Source organism: Ichthyobacterium seriolicida, from assembly GCF_002369955.1.
GTDB classification, from domain to species: domain Bacteria; phylum Bacteroidota; class Bacteroidia; order Flavobacteriales; family Ichthyobacteriaceae; genus Ichthyobacterium; species Ichthyobacterium seriolicida.
This window is the reverse complement of record NZ_AP014564.1, coordinates 585,075-603,421: the sequence shown is the minus strand read 5'-3', so window position 1 is coordinate 603,421 and position 18,347 is coordinate 585,075. Positions and strand designations below refer to the sequence as shown.

The 18,347-nt window shown below is 31.0% G+C and carries 12 protein-coding genes and 2 pseudogenes; 7 read left to right on the top strand and 7 right to left on the bottom strand.

From position 1 onward, the window contains the following. Window positions 1-23: 23 nt before the first annotated feature. From JBKA6_RS02300 to JBKA6_RS02275, 6 genes are all read left to right on the top strand, one after another. Window positions 24-737 (top strand): SIMPL domain-containing protein, encoded by a 714-nt coding sequence (locus JBKA6_RS02300; protein ID WP_096685463.1) that lies wholly within the window; start codon window positions 24-26, stop codon window positions 735-737. Window positions 738-780: 43 nt separating this feature from the next. Further along, window positions 781-1,497 carry an SIMPL domain-containing protein gene (locus JBKA6_RS02295; protein WP_096685461.1) on the top strand — a complete coding sequence of 239 codons (717 nt, stop codon included), beginning with the start codon at window positions 781-783 and terminating at the stop codon, window positions 1,495-1,497. A gap of 26 nt (window positions 1,498-1,523) precedes the next feature. Beyond that, window positions 1,524-2,495 carry an endonuclease/exonuclease/phosphatase family protein gene (locus JBKA6_RS02290; RefSeq protein ID WP_096685459.1) on the top strand — a complete coding sequence of 324 codons (972 nt, stop codon included), beginning with the start codon at window positions 1,524-1,526 and terminating at the stop codon, window positions 2,493-2,495. A gap of 90 nt (window positions 2,496-2,585) precedes the next feature. After that, complete coding sequence (locus JBKA6_RS02285) at window positions 2,586-5,540, top strand: M16 family metallopeptidase (protein ID WP_096687343.1); 2,955 nt, start codon at window positions 2,586-2,588, stop codon at window positions 5,538-5,540. A gap of 248 nt (window positions 5,541-5,788) precedes the next feature. Next, window positions 5,789-6,376, top strand: coding sequence for a transposase (locus JBKA6_RS02280; RefSeq protein ID WP_096685457.1), 588 nt, complete (start codon window positions 5,789-5,791; stop codon window positions 6,374-6,376). Further along, the gene (locus tag JBKA6_RS02275) at window positions 6,315-7,109 is read left to right on the top strand and encodes a transposase (protein WP_157776886.1); all 795 of its coding nucleotides are present in this window, start codon (window positions 6,315-6,317) and stop codon (window positions 7,107-7,109) included. Before JBKA6_RS02280 ends, JBKA6_RS02275 begins: the two co-directional genes overlap by 62 nt. A gap of 377 nt (window positions 7,110-7,486) precedes the next feature. Here the strand turns inward: JBKA6_RS02275 and JBKA6_RS02270 are convergent. The 7 genes and pseudogenes from JBKA6_RS02270 to JBKA6_RS02240 form a co-directional block, all read right to left on the bottom strand. Then, window positions 7,487-8,682, bottom strand: a pseudogene (locus JBKA6_RS02270) (IS256 family transposase); the annotation flags it as partial. A 16-nt stretch (window positions 8,683-8,698) separates the two neighbouring features. After that, on the bottom strand, window positions 8,699-8,959 hold the full coding sequence (locus tag JBKA6_RS02265) for a transposase (RefSeq protein ID WP_157776885.1): 261 nt from the start codon (window positions 8,957-8,959) through the stop codon (window positions 8,699-8,701). A gap of 219 nt (window positions 8,960-9,178) precedes the next feature. Continuing rightward, the gene (locus JBKA6_RS02260) at window positions 9,179-10,363 is read right to left on the bottom strand and encodes a BspA family leucine-rich repeat surface protein (RefSeq protein ID WP_096685451.1); all 1,185 of its coding nucleotides are present in this window, start codon (window positions 10,361-10,363) and stop codon (window positions 9,179-9,181) included. Between the two features lie 401 nt (window positions 10,364-10,764). Continuing rightward, window positions 10,765-12,735, bottom strand: a complete 1,971-nt coding sequence (locus JBKA6_RS02255) for a ComEC/Rec2 family competence protein (protein ID WP_262490696.1) — start codon at window positions 12,733-12,735, stop codon at window positions 10,765-10,767. 596 nt (window positions 12,736-13,331) lie between these two features. Then, window positions 13,332-14,516, bottom strand: coding sequence for a BspA family leucine-rich repeat surface protein (locus JBKA6_RS02250; RefSeq protein ID WP_096685447.1), 1,185 nt, complete (start codon window positions 14,514-14,516; stop codon window positions 13,332-13,334). Between the two features lie 115 nt (window positions 14,517-14,631). Continuing rightward, window positions 14,632-15,477, bottom strand: coding sequence for a hypothetical protein (locus JBKA6_RS02245; protein ID WP_096685445.1), 846 nt, complete (start codon window positions 15,475-15,477; stop codon window positions 14,632-14,634). A 483-nt stretch (window positions 15,478-15,960) separates the two neighbouring features. After that, the gene (locus tag JBKA6_RS02240; RefSeq protein WP_157776884.1) at window positions 15,961-17,178 is read right to left on the bottom strand and encodes a hypothetical protein; all 1,218 of its coding nucleotides are present in this window, start codon (window positions 17,176-17,178) and stop codon (window positions 15,961-15,963) included. A gap of 629 nt (window positions 17,179-17,807) precedes the next feature. Between JBKA6_RS02240 and JBKA6_RS08145 the strand changes: the two are divergent. Beyond that, window positions 17,808-18,226: pseudogene (locus tag JBKA6_RS08145) on the top strand (transposase); the annotation flags it as partial. Window positions 18,227-18,347: the final 121 nt, after the last annotated feature.

The window sequence follows — 18,347 nt, the reverse complement described above, 5'->3', positions numbered from 1 at the left end:
TTTAATCGTTATCTGTATAAAAAATGAACAATAAAAAAATCACGCTTTCTTTACTTATAATTTCCATAAGTTTAGTTATCTCTGCTGTAATTATTAGTGATGTAGTAGTAAATTCTAGAAAATTTAATCGTTCTATAGTAATAAAGGGATCCGTACAAAGAGAAGTAAAGGCTGATTTAGGTATTTGGTATCTGTATATGAAAGATGTTTCAGATACTTTGTCAGATACACAAAAAAAGGCAGCCTTAAAATTAAAGCTGATGTACGAATATCTAGAGTCAAAAGGGATTAAAAAGTCAGAGATAATGCATAATATGACTTATGTATATGACCCTATGAAAAATGAATTTTACTCCCCAAACACACTTGAAAAACAAAAATTTTTCAGTACTTTAAAGCTTGTAATAAGCACTAGGAATGTAGATGGTCTACAACGGGCTATTTTAGATACATCTAGCTTGATTTCAAAAGGTCTAGCCGTTACGACTGAACCCTGGCATGTTAAATATTTATTTACAAAACTAAATGATATAAAGCTAGAAATGATAGAAGAAGCTACTAAAAACGCGAGAGAATCTGCTGAGAAATTTGCGCTAAATTCTAACTCTAAAGTAGGAAGAATAAAAAGAGCTAATCAAGGTAATTTTTCATTTGAAAACACTTATACATACGACGATAGATTAATGATCAAAAAAATAAAAGTGGTCTCCACAATTGAATTTTATCTTATAGATTGATTATTTATAATTGTCAAGAAATGTTTTTTTTAGTGTTTTGAAGATGAAAAACAGACAAACTATACTTCTCTCACTGATACTATCTGTAGGTATAATCCTCTCTAGCATTGCAATAGCTAATACCTTGGTCAAAGGTGAAAAGGTCGATCGTTTTGTAACAGTAATTGGATCAGCCCAAAGGGATATAGAAGTTGATTTGGGTGTTTTACATCTGAACATTGGTCACTGTGAAAAAGACCAAGACCTATCTGAAGTGAAAAATGCATTAGATAGCAAGATTCAATTTATATATGATTATTTAGAATCAAAGGGGATTGAAAAGAGAGAAATAGAACAAAGTCATTTTTATGTTTCTCTGGTTAATTTCCCTGTCGATGATTATTCTGACAGTCAATATGAGTCTGATAGATATTACGCTCGTGTAGAATTAGTTGTAAAAACTCATAATGTAGATGCTTTACGAGAATCTATTTCTGATATGTATACTTTGATTTCAAAAGATATAACTCTAAGTTACACCTCTCACGTTGGTTATATGGTTAGAAATCTAGCTGGTATAGAAACAGAGCTTAAAGAGGAGGCTACTAAAAATGCCAGAGAACTCGCTGAAAAATTTGGAGTATATTCTAACTCTACAATAGGTGGAATAAAAAAAGTTCATCAAGGGGATCTTTCAGTTGAACGGTATGATTTTAACTCAACCCTTAATTTTCAAAAGGCTAGCGTGAGCTCTACTGTAGAATTCTATTTGATAGATTAATAATCTACTAATTTTTTCCCTTTAAAATGAAAGGCTATAATATAACTCTGTTACTCTTTTGCTTTTTATTTTCATTTGAAACCTGTTTTACACAGATAGTTTTTTACAACGTAGAGAACTTATTTGACACTATAAACAATCCTAATACTCTAGATGATGAATTTACTCCCAGTGGTTTTAAAAACTGGAATAAAAAGAAGTATGAAAAAAAAATTAAGAATCTAGCCAAAGTATTAAAGATAATTGGAGGATTTGAATCTCCTGAAATTATAGGGTTATGTGAAGTAGAAAATATAGATGTCATAAAAAAACTCATATCTAATCCTGCACTAAAGAAATTTAACTACGATATCGTGCATAGAGATTCTCCCGATAAAAGAGGTATAGATGTGGCTCTTATATATAGAAAAGATATTTTCAAAATACAGTTTAGTCAATGGCATAAAATAGATTTGCCTTATAAGCGCAAATACACTCGTGATATTTTATACTGCAGAGGTGTATTAAAAGGTGTAGATACTATACATTTTTTTGTCAACCATTGGCCCTCTAGGTGGGGAGGCAAGATAAAGTCTGAACCAAAAAGGATGTTCGTATCTAATATTATCAAGCATAAAATAGATAGCATACTGAATATTAATTCCCAAGCCAATATAATTGCCATGGGAGATTTTAATGATGAACCTAAGGATTTGAGTCTTCAAAACCTAGTAAGAGAAAATAAACTCTTTAACATTCATAAAGACGATGATAAAGGCACTTATAAGTTTAGAGCTAAATGGAGTAAACTAGATCATTTTTTTGTATCTAAATCTGTTTTAAAGCACTTACATCAGCCTAACACTGTTATTTTTGATGAATCTTTTTTATTAGAAAAAGACCAAAAGTATAAGGGCAAAAAAGTCAAAAGAAGTTTTATAGGAATGAAATTTAATTATTCTGGTTTTAGCGATCATCTTCCTATTTACATAAAATGGAATTCCAATAGTGACATTTAAATGCCTTTTCCACAAAAAAAAGGTCTTCGCAAAAAACGTTACCTTAGCCCGCAGAAGTTTTTTTTACAAAATCCAAAATATTTAAATGATATGAGAAAAATAAATTTACTCTTAACACTGTTAATCGCCTTGCTTATTTGTGCGTGCAAACAAGATCAAGGCAATCTAAAAACAGAAAACCACGTAGATGCCAATGGGTATAATTATCAAACAGTTACTAATGACCCTACTGGCTTGCGCTTGTATACTTTGGATAATGGCCTGAAAGTGTATTTGAGCAGGAATGTAGATGAACCTAAAATACAAACCTTTATAGCTGTAAAAGCGGGTTCTAGCTATGATCCTAAGGATAACACTGGATTAGCTCATTATTTAGAACACATGCTCTTTAAAGGAACTTCCAAAACAGGAACCCTAGACTGGGAAAAAGAGAAATTGTTATTGGAGAAGATTTCCAATCTCTACGAAGAGCATAAGAGGGAAAGTGATCCCAAAAAGAAACTAGAGATATATAGAGAAATAGATAAGATATCTCTAGAAGCATCAAATTATTGCGTAGCAAATGAATATGACAAAATGGCGAGTTCTATAGGTTCTAAGCATGTAAATGCACATACTTGGGTAGATGAAACCGTATATCGTAGTAAAATTCCTTCCAATGAATTAGAAAAATGGCTATCATTAGAAAGCGAACGTTTCAGTCAATTAGTACTGAGGTTATTTCACACAGAGTTAGAAGCTGTCTATGAGGAGTTCAACAGAGCCCAAGACAGTGAAGGACGTAGAGCTCGTAATATTTTACTCGAAGGTTTATTCCCGACTCATCCTTATGGTCAACAGACCACTCTAGGAAAGGCAGAACACTTGAAGAATCCTTCCATGGTAGCTATACATGAGTATTTCAATAAGTATTACGTTCCCAACAATATGGCTGTAGTATTAGTTGGAGATTTAGATTTTGATAAAACCATAGCTAAAGTAGATGCTACTTTTGGAAAGTTCAAGTCTAGGGAGACTTCACGTCCAGAATTACCAAAGGAAAAACCTATCACTGCCCCTATCATGAGAGAAGTTTTTGGACCTGGTTTTGAAAACGTCACTTTAGCTTTTCGTTCCAAAGGAGCAAACTCTAAACAAGAAAAACTGATCACCCTAACTAATATGATCTTAGCTAATTCCCAAGCTGGGTTGATCGATTTGAATTTAAATCAGAAAAAACTTGTTCAAAACGCGAGTTGCTATTCTCTTTTTCTTAAAGATTATGGCTATCAATCGTTTTTTGGCATGCCCAAAGAAGGACAGACATTAGAGCAAGTCAGAGATTTATTACTAGGACAAATTGAGAAATTAAAAAAAGGAGAATTTGAAGATTGGATGATAAAAGCTGTGGTCAATGACCTTAAATTATATCAAACAAGGGGATACGAAAACAGCACTTCTTTAGCTTCGACTTATTACAGAGCATTTATAAATGATACTGATTGGAAGGATAGAGTCAGCTTTTTAGATGAGTTAAGTAAAATTACTAAACGAGAATTAGTAGATTTCGCCAATGAGTTTTATGGGGATAATTACGTATGTGTTTTCAAAAGAAAAGGTCAAGATAAGTCCATAGTAAAGGTTAACAACCCTAATATTACCCCAATAAATTTAAATAGGGATAAGAGTTCTGATTTTCTCAAAGAGTTTAACAAAAAGGAATCTCCAGACATACAGCCAAAATTTGTAGACTTTTCTTCTGCTATACAAAAAACTAAGACTAATAGCGGAATAGAAGTATCGTATATCAAAAATGAGATTAATGATTTGTTTGAATTATATATCATTTTCGATATGGGAGGAGATAATGACAAAAAATTAGGGCTAGCTCTTGATTATATAGACTATTTAGGTACTGATAAATATTCTGCTGAAGAGATTAAAAAAGAGTTTTATAAACTGGGAGTTACCTACGGAATTAGCTCTTCAGAAGATAGATCTTATTTAAAGCTAAGTGGCCTGAGAGAGAATATCCATAGAGGATTAGATTTATTAGAACATCTATGGGCTAATGCAGTATCTGATAGGGAATCCTATGATAAATATGTTATGTCCATAGATAAGGATAGGAAGGATATGTTAACTAGCAAACGTGCTATTAACACAGGATTACGTACATATGGAAAATACGGAGAGAATTCTAGATTGAGGGATATTTTCAGTATAGGAGAATTAAAGAAAATCAACCCTAATGAATTGGTGGATTTATTCAAAGGTTTGAGAAATTACAAGCAGAGAGTATTTTATTATGGAAAAGATTTAGATAATGCAATATCGGCATTAGACAAATATCACAATATAGGAGATGTAAATAATTTGAAAGAGTACCCTGAAGCTAAAAAATATCCAGAATTAGAAACAGGTAAAAATGTATATTTTGCTCAATATGATATGGTACAAGCAATGATAACATTTACAGCTAAGGGAGATAAATTCAAGGCAGAAAATAAAGCTTTCTCTAAAATGTTCAACAATTATTTTGGATCTGGATTATCTTCCATTGTATTTCAAGAGATGAGAGAATCTAGATCCTTGGCTTATTCAGCATGGGCTGAATATGATACCCCTTCACACAAAGACAGAGCCAATCATATAATTTCTCATATAGGCACTCAGGCGAACAAGATGCCTCAAGCTATAGATGCTATGATGTCTTTAATGAATAATATGCCTGAATCTGAAAAACAATTTAATTCCGCAAAGGAATCGGTGCTAAAGGACATAGCTTCAGAACGTATAACTAAATCAAATATATTTTGGACATACGAGAGATTAAAAAAATTGGGCATTGATACAGATTATAGACAACAAGTTTATAATAAGATAAAAAATATGACCATAGAAGATCTGAGAGATTTTTTCAATAGTGATATTAAAGGAAGTAATTACAATATTATGGTAATGGGAAACAAAAAAGATCTCAATATGAAATATTTAAATAAACTAGGTAAAATAAAGGAGATGGATCCACATTATTTGTTTAATTATGAGAAATCTGTAGAGTAAAAATCTATCTACTTTAGTATTCTTTTAGAGAAAAAGAAGCTGTCTCAAAACCGAGGCAGCTTCTTTTTTTGTTTAAAAGTGTAGTTTTTTACCTGTTAACCTGAGTTCGATTAATAAATCACTCAAACCCTTTGATTTTATTAGGATTTAACCCAGATTATTCATAGATATATTGTTAATATTAGGCATAAAGTGTTAATTTTAGAAGGTTTTAACCAAAAATTCACCACTTTAGATATAGCCCAAAAATGAGGAATAAAAACACATTATTTTATAGAGGGAGAAAATCTGTTGAGTTAACTTTTTCATCATCAGAAATTAGCTCTGATGGATCCTTAATCATGCTTGAAAAACTAGAACGAGATCATAAATTGATTGATTATTACAGTAAACTTTTGCCTGATGCCCGAGACTCTAGATTTGTTACTTATACCAGAAAGCAACAGTTAAAACAAAGGGTTTATATGATCATGTTAGGCTATGAAGACGCCAATGATGTTAATCATTTACAGAATGATCCTTTATTAAAAGATGTTCTTCAAGGTGATTTGGCCTCTCAACCTACTATATCAAGATTTGAGAATAGCTTTGACAAACAGGCTGTTTTTAAGTTTTGTTATGCGTGGTTATACAAATATGTTTCAAGTTTATCTGATCGCAAGAAAATAGTTATTGACGTAGATTCAACCGATGATCCAACTCATGGCAGTCAACAATTGTCAATGTTTAATGGTTATTATGGTCAATTCATGTACAATGAACTATTTTTTCATGATGGAGACACCACGACAGATTATTCTTCCTGTACTCCGCCCAGGAAACAGTCATTCCAATAAATGGTATGTGAGTATTTTAAAGCGAATAATTATCAAAATACGTGAGAGTTACCCAGAGATGGAAATAATTATTAGAAGTGATAGCGGCTTTAGCTGCGCCGCTTTTTACCAATTAGTAGATGATTTTGATTTACTATATGTTACAGGCATAGCGAGCAATAAAGTTTTAAAAAGAAAGGTATCTCGGTCAAAAAATGCTGTAAAAAAAATGTATTTAGATCAGGGAGAGAAGCACCAACATTTTATGAGTTTTACGTACAAAGCCAAGAGTTGGCACAAGCCTCAACAGTGCTATTCTAAAGTTGAGAGTACTGGATTAGGTATGAACATAAGGCATTTTTCTAGTAATATTCCCCAAAAGGATGCTAGAAAAATTTACTTTGACTTTTATGTTAAAAGAGGTGATTCAAGTGAAAATAGAATAAAAGAAGTTAAAAATATGTGTTTTTCTGATCGTTTGTCAAATCATAGTTTTCTTGCTAATTTTTTTCGACTTATGATAAGTAGTCTTGCCTATGAAATGTTTTTATTACTGAAACAGAAGATAAAGAAAACAAGATTTGAAGTAGCAAAAAAATGGTTAATCAGTTCAATTAGAACTTATCTTTTGAAGGTAAGAGCAACGATTAAAATTACCAAAAGGCGAATCTATTACCAGTTATCTAAATCTTTTGTTTACAAGGTTTATTTCGGGAAATTATTACCCAGTAGCGGTTGTTTATTTGTGAAATGAATAACCTTGGGATAGTTACGTTCTGTCGTTAAAAAACCACGTAAAAACACTAAAAAAGATCATTGTCGTGTTAAAAAATGGTGCAAAAAAACTACAAAGAAGACGAGTTTTTTTTGATTAGTAAAAAAGTTAATGAAAAAAATATCAGGTTTAATCTATTTTAATATGACTGTGAATAATCCAGGTTAATTATTGGAACTTTTAAGTTTAAAAGAAAACATAAAAAGTTAGGTTCAAGACAACTTAAAGTAAATTTGCATACGTGTAAACCCTTATATTATCTATGAAAAATGAATGTATAATTCGTTTGAGAATTTCTGAGGGACACTATCGCGTAAAGTGTGTAACTAAAAAATGACATATTTTTTTGTTTTTATTCATAGTCGAACTCTTTGGTCAAAAATAGTTAAAAATTGATTCAAAATTATTCCCCAATTTGGTATGGGTTTAGACCATTTTTTTGTAGCCTCCCTCAGAGCTAAAAAAGTAGATTTCATAACAGCATCATCAGTTGGGAATGACAATTTGTTTTTGGTATACTTTCTGATTTTTCCATTGAGGTTTTCAATCAAATTGGTCGTGTAAATAATTTTCCTGATTTCTACGGGAAACTCATAAAAAGCAGACAGTTCCTCCCAGTTATCTCGCCAGCTTTTAACAGCATAGGAATACTTAGATTCCCATGTTTTTGCAAAGTCATTTAGGGCAGCCTCAGCTGATTGTTTAGTAGGGGAATTGTATATTTGATTTCATGTCATTAAAAAACGTCTTTTTATCCTTACATACTACATATCTGCTTGAATTCCTGATTTGATGTACTACACATATTTGGTTTGTAGATTCAGGAAATACATTTTTTATAGTTTGGGTAAAGCCATTTAAATTATCCGTAGCTGTGATAAGTATATCCTCAACTCCTCGAGCCTTTAGATCTGTTAATACGCTCATCCAAAATGCAGAGGATTCATTCTTCCCTAACCATAAGCCTAATACTTCTTTTTTTCCATCTCTACCAAGGCCAATAGCGATGTACATACTCTTGTTGATCACTTTGGAATTCTCCCTAACCTTGAATACTATAGCGTCCATCCAAACTATCAAATATACAGGCTCTAGAGGTCTATTTTGCCAGGCTATGATATCATTTGTCACTCTATCTGTGATACGGGATATGGTAGATGTAGAAATATCAAAATTGTATAACTCTTGTATTTGATCCTCTATGTCTGAATTATTCATCCCCTTGGCATAAAAACTGATGATTATATTTTCTAATCCTTCTGCCATATTTTTGCGTTTAGGGATTAACATAGGATTAAAAGAGGAATCTCTATCTCTTGGAACTTTAATCTTGCTCTCTCCTAATGATGTCCTAACATTTTTTGTAGAATAGCCATTGCGGAAATTTGTATTCTTTGATTGCTCATATTTAGAATAATCCAAATGTGAATCTAATTCCCCTTCTAGAATCTTTTCAATACCTCGTCTCTGAATATCTTTTAGAAATGACATCGAGATCTTCTCCTGTTTTGAATTGTTTTAAGAATTCATCTTTTAATAAATCCTTCTTTTTTCATTTGTATAAAGTTTTAATTAGTTTTTTTTAAAAAATATCTAGGATTTTTTTTCCTAAATATAAACTTTACACACTTTACAGGATAGTGTCGTTTAGGGGTTAACATAGGATTAAAAGAAGAATCTCTATCTCTTGGAACTTTAATCTTGCTCTCTTCTAATGATGTCCTAACATTATTTGTAGAATATCCATTGCGAAAATTTGTATTCTTTGATTGCTCATATTTAGAATAATCCAAATGTGAATCTAATTCCCCCTTCTGGAATCTTTTCAATACCTCGTCTTTAAATATCTTTTAGAAATGACATTAGATCTTCTCTTATTTTGAATTGTCTTAAGAGTTCATCTTTTAACAAATCTTCTTTTTTCATTTGTATAAAGTTTTAATTAGTTTTTTTTAAAAAATATCTAGGATTTTTATCCTAAATAGAAACTTTACACACTTTACGCGATAGTGTCAACTAGTTACCTAAAACTAAGTATGTTAGATTAACTAGTTTCCTGATTTAGGTTTATAGTCTTCGGTCATTGATGTAGCTCCATGAAACATATCAGTCATTGCATTACTGTTATGTATTTGCCATCCACTAATATTCTGATTGAACCTTGTAGCACCTCTAAACATCGAATTCATATCCGTAACATTAGAAACATTCCAACTGCCTATATTCTGATTGAAAGATTTAGCGTTTAAAAACATAAAGCTCATATCTGTAACATTAGAAACATTCCAACTGCCTATATTTTGATCGAAATAGTTAGCACCATAAAACATACCTCTCATATCAGTTACATTAGATACAGTCCAACCGCCTATATTTTGATTGAAAGCTGTAGCGTCATAAAACATACTTTTCATATCAGTTACATTAGATACAGTCCAATCGCCTATATTTTGATTGAAAGATTTAGCGTCATAAAACATCGATTCCATATTGGTAACCTTAGAAACATTCCAATTACTTATATCACCGTTGAAAGATGTAGCACTTTTAAACATAAATCTCATATCCGTAACATTAGATACAATCCACTTGCTTATATCACTATTGAAATCTGTAGCAGAGCAAAACATCCAATTCATACCAGTAACCTTAGATACGTCCCAATTACTTAAGTCTTGATTAAAAGTTATTGCTCCAAAAAACATACTGGCTATACTAGTAATCCCTTCTAAATTAGGTGCTTCTACAGGTAAAGTCACTAACTTGGTACATCCTTGAAAACATCCTAAATTTAGGGTAATATCTTCATTATTATGTCTTATAGTATACGGAACACTATTCCCTAATTTCAGATCACCCCAATCTGATATACCTAATATTTTATCCTTGCTATGTGGAACCTTTCCGAAGTTAAAACCTTCTATTTTTCCTGTAATAGTTATAGTTTTTTCACCCCCTGTTGTATATGTGTGATTTGCATTAGAGTCATTATAAGAAGTAACTTTTTGCTTTCCTGTATTATCTCCCCAATCTACAGTGAAGTCGTATTTCCCTCTCTGATATATAGGTAATACTATTTTGGTATCTCCATTAACATTCCATTTTGAAATAAACTTTTTTCCAGAGGTATCACTTATTTTATTTTTATCAGTCTCTTTTTCACTATCAGTTTCTTTTCCACAAGAGAAAACAATAACACCTGATGTTAGCATTACTAACAAATTTCTAAACATTTTTTTCACTTTTTTAGATTTAAAATGCAACAATAAGTAGGATACTCTTTTACTACATGAGTTGAGTAGATAGCTAAATTAATGTTATTTTTTTAATAACCTCCTAACCTGAGTTCCATTAATAAAATCGCTTGAATCTTTTTAATTTTATTGTAATTTAAAAAGTTGCTAACATAGTTATTGGAGTTCTTTTATACTTATGAGGTGATTTAATGGAATTTTGACACTTTTTGCACTAAAACATTCTATTTATCACAAATACTAATATCTTTAATACCAGTTAATTCAAAGTTTTAAAGCATTTTCACCAAACGAATTATTAATCTAACTCAGGTTATAAAAAATCTTAGTAACCTTAAGATTTTATTACTGACATTTAGTAAACATATATATCATAAGCTCTATTTTTGTCCTGTACTAAAAAAGCCCTCTGAGTCTATATCTCTGTAAACGATGTTTAAGTCATCGCATTGTTTTTTAAATTGATTTTTGTAATAGCCTCCATCGAAAAACACCAACTTAGGTTTAGTTTTTTCTAATAGAATATCAAAATTTATATTGGGCTTAGCTCTAAGCCATAAGTAATCCACTTGGGTTAACTCCTTTATCTTTTTTGGGAAATCTAAACCTATAGACAATATAATTTCACTATTTACAGATATAAAATACTTGGTTTTTTTTATCGCTTTAGTAGAAAACACAGATTGTAATGATCGAACTTCCGTATGTCTTAGGCCAAGGCCTAAGACATACGGATCTATAGTGTGCTTATAAATTTCAGAAGATATACTATCTGATATTAATAATAACTTCCTCCCATCTTTTATACCCATAATACTTGCATCTCTTACACTAAAAATCATCCATTCTAAAAGATTATTATCAAACCTAGAATTAAAGATTTCTCTGATCTGTAAAACCAATACGCTACCCAAGGCGATATAAATGTATTTCACTCTTCTATACTTTAGAAAGAATACAAGAAAAACTATTAACATATATAATAAGACCAAACCAAACTCATCTATTTTAACATTATCCCAAACAGAATATTCAAATGAAGCAACCCACTTTACAAAATAATTCATAGCAGATATTATCCATCCATAGCCTTGTACCAAAAAATCAGGCAAATAGAAAAAACTCAAAATAGTTACAGCAATACCAGAGAAAATAATAATCCATATAAATGGTATCAAAACCACATTGCTAATCAAAAACAAAAGAGGAATTTTGTGAAAATAATAAATCGAAAAAGGAAGAACACCCAACTGAGCAGCTATAGAAACAGAAGACAAAGTCCATAGATACTTCAAAATTTTATTTCTAGGTTTAAATAATCTAGATAAAGTTGGTTGTATCCAAACTATAAAAAATACCGCTGTATAACTCAATTGAAATCCTACAGAAAAAAGCTGATAAGGATCGCATATTAGTAGAGATAAAGCTGAAATAGCAAGTGAATTATAAATATTAACACTCCTATTGACAATCTTCCCTAGGCTCACAAAAAGACACATTATCACAGCCCTCAACACAGATGAAGATAAGCCTGAAATAAAAGCAAAAGAAAACAAGAAAAAAAATGTGAATACAAATATTAGTAATTCCCCATTTTTTGCCATAGATAATGGAGATAAAAGAAAACTTAAAATCCAAAATACAATACCTACGTGCAATCCTGATATAGCCAAAATATGTATCACTCCAGCATCGGAATAATTAGACATTATATCTTTAGAAAGATCTTTCTTCTGCCCTAACAAAATAGCTTTTATCATAGATATCTGATCTTGAGAAAAATTGTATCGCTCTAAATGCATTTCTATACTATTTCTGATATCTTCCATAGTCCTAAATATATTTTTAGAACTAGATACAAATCTGACTTTATCTACCTCTGTGAATAATTGATGATATATCTTCTTATTTGATAAGTAATTTTTATAGTTAAACTGATGTGGGTTTTTAGGAGGTTTGATACTTCTAGGTTTGCCGCTTACAAGTAATCTATCTCCAATAAAAAATCTATTTTGAGAACTATCACCCTTTATGTACAATAACATTCTCCCTTTAGTATAAGAGCCTTCTGAAGTTTTATTTACCCTTACAATATAAGAGGTATGAACTTCACTGGACTTTAGCACCTCCAATATTTCTACTTCGAATATATGAGAGTCTGCATTTGAAAAATGATAATCACTATTGTATTCTCTGTGTATGTTGTAGAGGGTAAATCCTAAAAAAATGATTACCAAATAAGTAATCGTTTTAAAAGTTCTACCTAAAAAAGCATGTTTAAATAGTTTATAGAAAACTATAAATAAAAGTGTAACTGAAGATAAAGATACTGCTACCCAATTAGTTTCTATTTCTAGGAAACTGCCTAGAAATATCCCTATGGAAAAAAATATGGATATATATGCTATATAATAAATCCTTTAAGTATTTTATTTATAAAGTTTAAAGCTTTAAAAATGTAAAAATTCAGAAACATAAAAAAACAAAAAAGAGTAGTTGATAAAAAACCAAATAAGTCATTTTTTTGGTAAAATGAGCGAAATGAGATTGAAAATATAAATAAACTTATAGATTATTAAAGATATTTCATTCGAAAATTCACCCATAAATGTTTTTTTCTAAATAGTCTCTATAGGGAGAATGTGGATGAGATATACTAAAAAGCATATTTAAAGAATTATTTTATAACCTGAATTAGATTAATAAAAACCGTTTGAATCCTCTGAATTTATTGGAGTTAAGAAGTTATTATTATAATTACTTGAACACTTTTGTACTTATGAGGCAGTTTATTAATCTCTCTATCTCCTAGTTAATACAAGGCTTTCAAATACTCTAATTAACTAATCTATTAATCAAACTCAGGTTAATAAATAGTTTATACAGCAGTAAAACAAAAAAGCCGCTTGAGGATTTTACCTCAAGCGGCTATCAAATACTAATTATACTATTCGGATTTTTCTGTAGGATGCTTACTCTTATCAGAAAGAGAATCACTATAAGGCATTCCTGAATCTTGAAACATCAGTTCTATGCTAGTACCACTTGGCACTTTCCAAGAGCTTAAATCTTGACAAAAGGCGCTAGCTTCATGAAACATCATCAAAAACGTATCCGTAACATTAGAAATATTCCAACTGCCTATATTTTGATTGAAAGATGTAGCGCCTGTAAACATAGTTGCCATACCAGTTACATTAGATACATTCCACTTACTTATATCACCGTTGAAAGATGTAGTAGTTGCAAACATCGATGCCATATTAGTAACATTAGATACATTCCACTTACTTATATCACCGTTGAAAGATGTAGCTCCTGCAAACATCGATACCATATTAGTAACATTAGATACATTCCACTTACTTATATCACCGTTGAAAGATGTAGCACCTCCAAACATACCTGTCATATCAGTAACATTAGATACATTCCACTTACTTATATCACCGTTGAAAGATGTAGCTCCTGCAAACATCAATGTCATATTAGTAACATTAGATACATTCCACTTACTTATATCACCGTTGAAAGATGTAGCCCCTGCAAACATCGATACCATATTAGTAACTTTCTCTAAGTTAGGGGATTCTGAAGGTAAAGTTACTAACTTAGTACATTCTTGAAAACATCCTAAATTCACAGTAATATCGTTATTATTACCATCTTTTCCAGTATATTCAACACTATTCCCTAACTTCAACTCACCCCAATCTGATATCTCTAATATTTTATCCTTGCTATCTGAAACCTTTCCGAAGTTAAATCCTTCTATTTTTCCTGTAATAGTTACAGTTTTTTCACCTGCTACTGCATATGTATGCGAAGCATCCAAGTCATCATGAGAAGTAACTTCTTGTTTTATTCCATCTCCCCAATCTACATCAAATTTATAAGTTCCACCAGAATATATAGGTAGTTTGATAGTCTTATTTCCATCTGTAATCTCCCATTTTGTGATAAACTTTTTTAATCCAGTATTATCAGAAGTATCAGTTAATCCAGTATTATCAGAAGTATCACTTATAGTTTGTTCCTTTTTACAAGAGGTAAATAAAAAAAAGAGGCTTGCAAAGAGTAATAGAGCGCTATTTGGTATTATACTGAATATTTTGTGTTTTGTACCTTGCATTTTATTTTATTATTAAGTTATTTTCCATTATTTATTTTTTATGTTATTCCATTTACTACAAATAAATAACTGCCTACTTAGATAACTTAAGGTTTTACACATATGTAAATTTATCTTAAGTTGTCTTGAACCTAGCTTTTTTTTTAGCAAAAGCATTTTGGATATACCTCATGTTAATTTGAGCGTTTTTAATGGTGCTTTTAGTAGCTTCGGAGGTAAGAAGAGTGGCTTTGTTAGCGACAATAATACCCTTGGCTGTATTGATGTAAGATTTTATATAATCATTTGTAGTAGTCTTAACGCTAGGGTCAGCTTTAGAGGAGTTTATATCAACTTTAGCAGAAGTAAAAGCAGTTTCAACATCAGCACAAGCAATTTTAGAGGTAATAACGGCATTATTGACGGCAATAATAGCGCTATCAACTGCAACAGCAGCTTTGTCAATGCTAATTTTAGCTATAGCAATTTTAGACTCTATTTCCTTAGTATTAGATTCAACCTTATACGTATCATGAGCGGTATATGCAGCAATTTTAGCAGCGGCAATAGCAATTTTAGAAGTATTAATTTTATCCTCAGCAATTTCAGTAGCTTTTCTAGCCTCAGATACTTTAGCGATAGTGGCCTTAGTAGAATTAGTAATCTCTCTAGTAGAATAACTATCACAGAAATATATAAAAATAGAAAACGCTGGAGCATCAGAAATATTAGGCTTAGCTGAAGCAGTTGCAACAGTTGCATTAGTCCTAGCTTTAGTAGCCCTAATATCTGCCTCAATAGTGGCGTCAACAAAAGCTCGAAGTTTCTCGAGAATATAATCAGATTTAGATTGGGGAGAAGATGTATCCTTTAAACTCTTATTAGAGGTTGGTTTATCGGTAATATATTTTTTCTTTATGCAAGAAAATGTAATACTTGCAAGAAGCACTCCTAAAATAAATTTACTAAAGTTTGAATACATGGTCATTTATTTGTAAAATTTAATTTTAATCTCGTTACCTTCCCCTGAATTAAGAAGGAAAATGAAAGCAAAAAATGAGACGCTAATGTATTTATTTTTATTTAAACTCAATAAGAATAACTAAAAAATGGTTCTTTAAGAAAATTAGATATTAATCATACCTAGATCCATTGATTTTACTAGGGGTTAAAGAGAATTGAAGTTGTAATCATATTGAATATTTCTGTGCAAAAAATGTCAAATCCCCAATAAATAGCCTGATAATTAATTTTAAGAAGCCGTCTCATTAATTAAACGAGGCGGTTTTTTAATTTTTGTTATGTAGCGCTACATTTTTGTTTCCTTTTAAAAGGAAATTACTTTTTATGATACCTTTTTTCGAAGATTGTGTGCCAAAGAATGTGATCCAACAAAAAAAAGCTGCCTCGGTTTTGAGACAGCTTCGATAAGGGTTTAAATAAGATTAAAAGGTTAAATTACTTGTTACCAAGTAGTACTAGAAGTAAACTTATTCTTGAATATTAATTTGTAGAACTTTTGGCTTGTTCCATTCTGAGCTACTACTTTAAAGATTATACCTTTATTTTTACCAGGTATTGTATTATCTATCTTAAATCCTCTGTTAGGATGTAGAGGAGTGGTTTTTTCTGTAGTAGTATCAGTTCCCGTAAGCCCTTCAATACTAAAAAACGCCCCATCAGGAAGCACAGCTCCATCAGCTATAAACGCAAAATTCGGCAGTGTAAACTTTTTATGTTGGATTTTTTCTGAGACTTTTTGAGATGCTTCACCGCTACTAAAATCAGCATGTACAACCCCAATATCAAACGATTTATCTGGGTTACTGATAGTAGTAGTAGCACCATCGCTAGATTTAGCATAAGATTTATCACTAGTCAAGGTCCCTCCCTCAAAATGCATTTCTATAGCATTTTGTGCTGAACTTCCATTTTTACTATTTAATGCAGTAGTAAGCACAGGTGTAACAGCTTTAGAAGTTTTACTTAAACTAGCACACTTTCCATAACCCTCACTGGCATTTTCACACACATAACTATTATTAACAATAGCATACTCTCCCGTCATACTTTTATATCGATAATTTCTAGTAAAAGAAAGGGTGGTAATTGGATCGTTTGCATTTTTACCAGTAAAAAGATCACAATTAGCTGATGCTGATGTAGCTGCATCTTTATCGTACTTAAAAGTAATAGAATACTCCTTTTCAATATCCTTATCTCCTATTTTCTTAGGAAGTTTTTTTACTACACCACCTTCAGTCATTTTTTGATGAGTAAACTCATTTGCTGCTATACTAATAGGTATATCCAAAGTAGTAGGACTAGTGCCTGGAGCACTTTTAGAAATAATTGTAGCAGTAAGAGTACCAGCTGTTGTTAAGTTTAACAATGTATTATATGGCATTTTTACATAGACATTACCTCCTTGATCGATAGTAATTTTTGAGTTAAGCGTTGTTTGCTCTTTAGTATATGCTGATATTTCTCTCTGAGGAGTCTTTATAATGAATAAGCTTTTAAACAAGTCATTAACGTCTTGTTTGCCTTCAACAGTAACCTTGTTTTTCTCTGCTAAGAAAGATACACTTTTAATCTCTGCTATTTTATTTTCATTAATCTCTTTTCCACAAGAGAAACCAATAACACCTGATGTTAGGATTGCTAACAAATTTCTAAACATTTTTTTCATTTTTTTAAATTTAATTAGATTTAACAACTAACAAAGTACTCATTCGCTACATGAGTAGGGAACTAAATTAATGTTATTTTTTTTAAAAAAAAGTTTTTTTTGAAGGGAAAAAATATTTGATGGATGTAAATAAAATATTTCACAATAGAACCACAGAAATGGAAGAACTTAATAACCTGAGTTTGATTAATAATTTGCTTACTTAAAGTAATCAAAAGCCTTGAATTAACTGAGATTTAAGAGGCTCATATTTGTGATAAATAGGATGTTTTTATGCAAAAAGTATCAAGTTTACACCAAATCACCTCATAAGCATACGAAAGGACCCCAATGACCACACCAGCAATATCTTAAACTACAATAAATTCAAAAGGTCCAAGCGTTTTTATTACTCGACTTCAGGTTAACCCAGATTATTCATGGTTTATATTTCAATTTGAATATAAAGTGGTTATTTTTAAAGGGTTTCAACCAAAAATAACCACTTTAGATATAGCCCAAAAATGAGGAATAAAAATATACCATTTATAACTCTGAGTTCATCAATGACTACTTATAAATACTGGATAAAGCGATAGATTCTATCTAAAAAATTCATACGACTATGAATAATCCAGGTTAAACTTCATATCATCACAAACGACCGAGGAGAAATAATAAATTTCTGCATCACAAGGACTAATGAAGATGATAGAACGCCATTAAAAAACGAGCGTTTTTTGACTAAAATATTTGGAAAACTCTTTGGTGACAAAGGATATAAGCAAAGATTTAAGAAATAATCTCTTTGAAAGAGGCGTAGAATTGATTACCTCAGTTAAAAATAACATGAAAAATGCCCTCATGCCAATGTTTGATAAACTATTTCTCAGAAAGAGATCAATCATAGACCATCAATGATCAGATTAAAAATATTTGTCAGATAGAGTATTCTAGACATATATGTTTTGCTAATTTTCTAACCGATATTATTTCTGGACTTATCGCTTACAGCTTTTCGCCTAAAAAAAACCTCTATCAAATACCCAATCGTCGGTAATGCCTCTCTTATTTCGGTTTATTAATCGAACTCAGGTTTTTAGAATATCAATTGTAGTGTAATTATTTTAACACCTTCATGCTTGTAAAACAGTTTTTTTACAAAACAAACACGCTTTTTA

Bases quoted from the DNA above. Each gene is read 5' to 3' on its own strand.
- JBKA6_RS02300 (WP_096685463.1), top strand. From the start codon at position 24: ATGAACAATAAAAAAATCACGCTTTCTTTACTTATAATTTCCATAAGT.
- JBKA6_RS02295 (WP_096685461.1), top strand. From the start codon at position 781: ATGAAAAACAGACAAACTATACTTCTCTCACTGATACTATCTGTAGGT.
- JBKA6_RS02290 (WP_096685459.1), top strand. From the start codon at position 1,524: ATGAAAGGCTATAATATAACTCTGTTACTCTTTTGCTTTTTATTTTCA.
- JBKA6_RS02285 (WP_096687343.1), top strand. From the start codon at position 2,586: ATGAGAAAAATAAATTTACTCTTAACACTGTTAATCGCCTTGCTTATT.
- JBKA6_RS02280 (WP_096685457.1), top strand. From the start codon at position 5,789: ATGAGGAATAAAAACACATTATTTTATAGAGGGAGAAAATCTGTTGAG.
- JBKA6_RS02275 (WP_157776886.1), top strand. From the start codon at position 6,315: ATGGAGACACCACGACAGATTATTCTTCCTGTACTCCGCCCAGGAAAC.
- JBKA6_RS02260 (WP_096685451.1), bottom strand. From the start codon at position 10,363: ATGTTTAGAAATTTGTTAGTAATGCTAACATCAGGTGTTATTGTTTTC.
- JBKA6_RS02250 (WP_096685447.1), bottom strand. From the start codon at position 14,516: ATGCAAGGTACAAAACACAAAATATTCAGTATAATACCAAATAGCGCT.
- JBKA6_RS02245 (WP_096685445.1), bottom strand. From the start codon at position 15,477: ATGTATTCAAACTTTAGTAAATTTATTTTAGGAGTGCTTCTTGCAAGT.
- JBKA6_RS02240 (WP_157776884.1), bottom strand. From the start codon at position 17,178: ATGTTTAGAAATTTGTTAGCAATCCTAACATCAGGTGTTATTGGTTTC.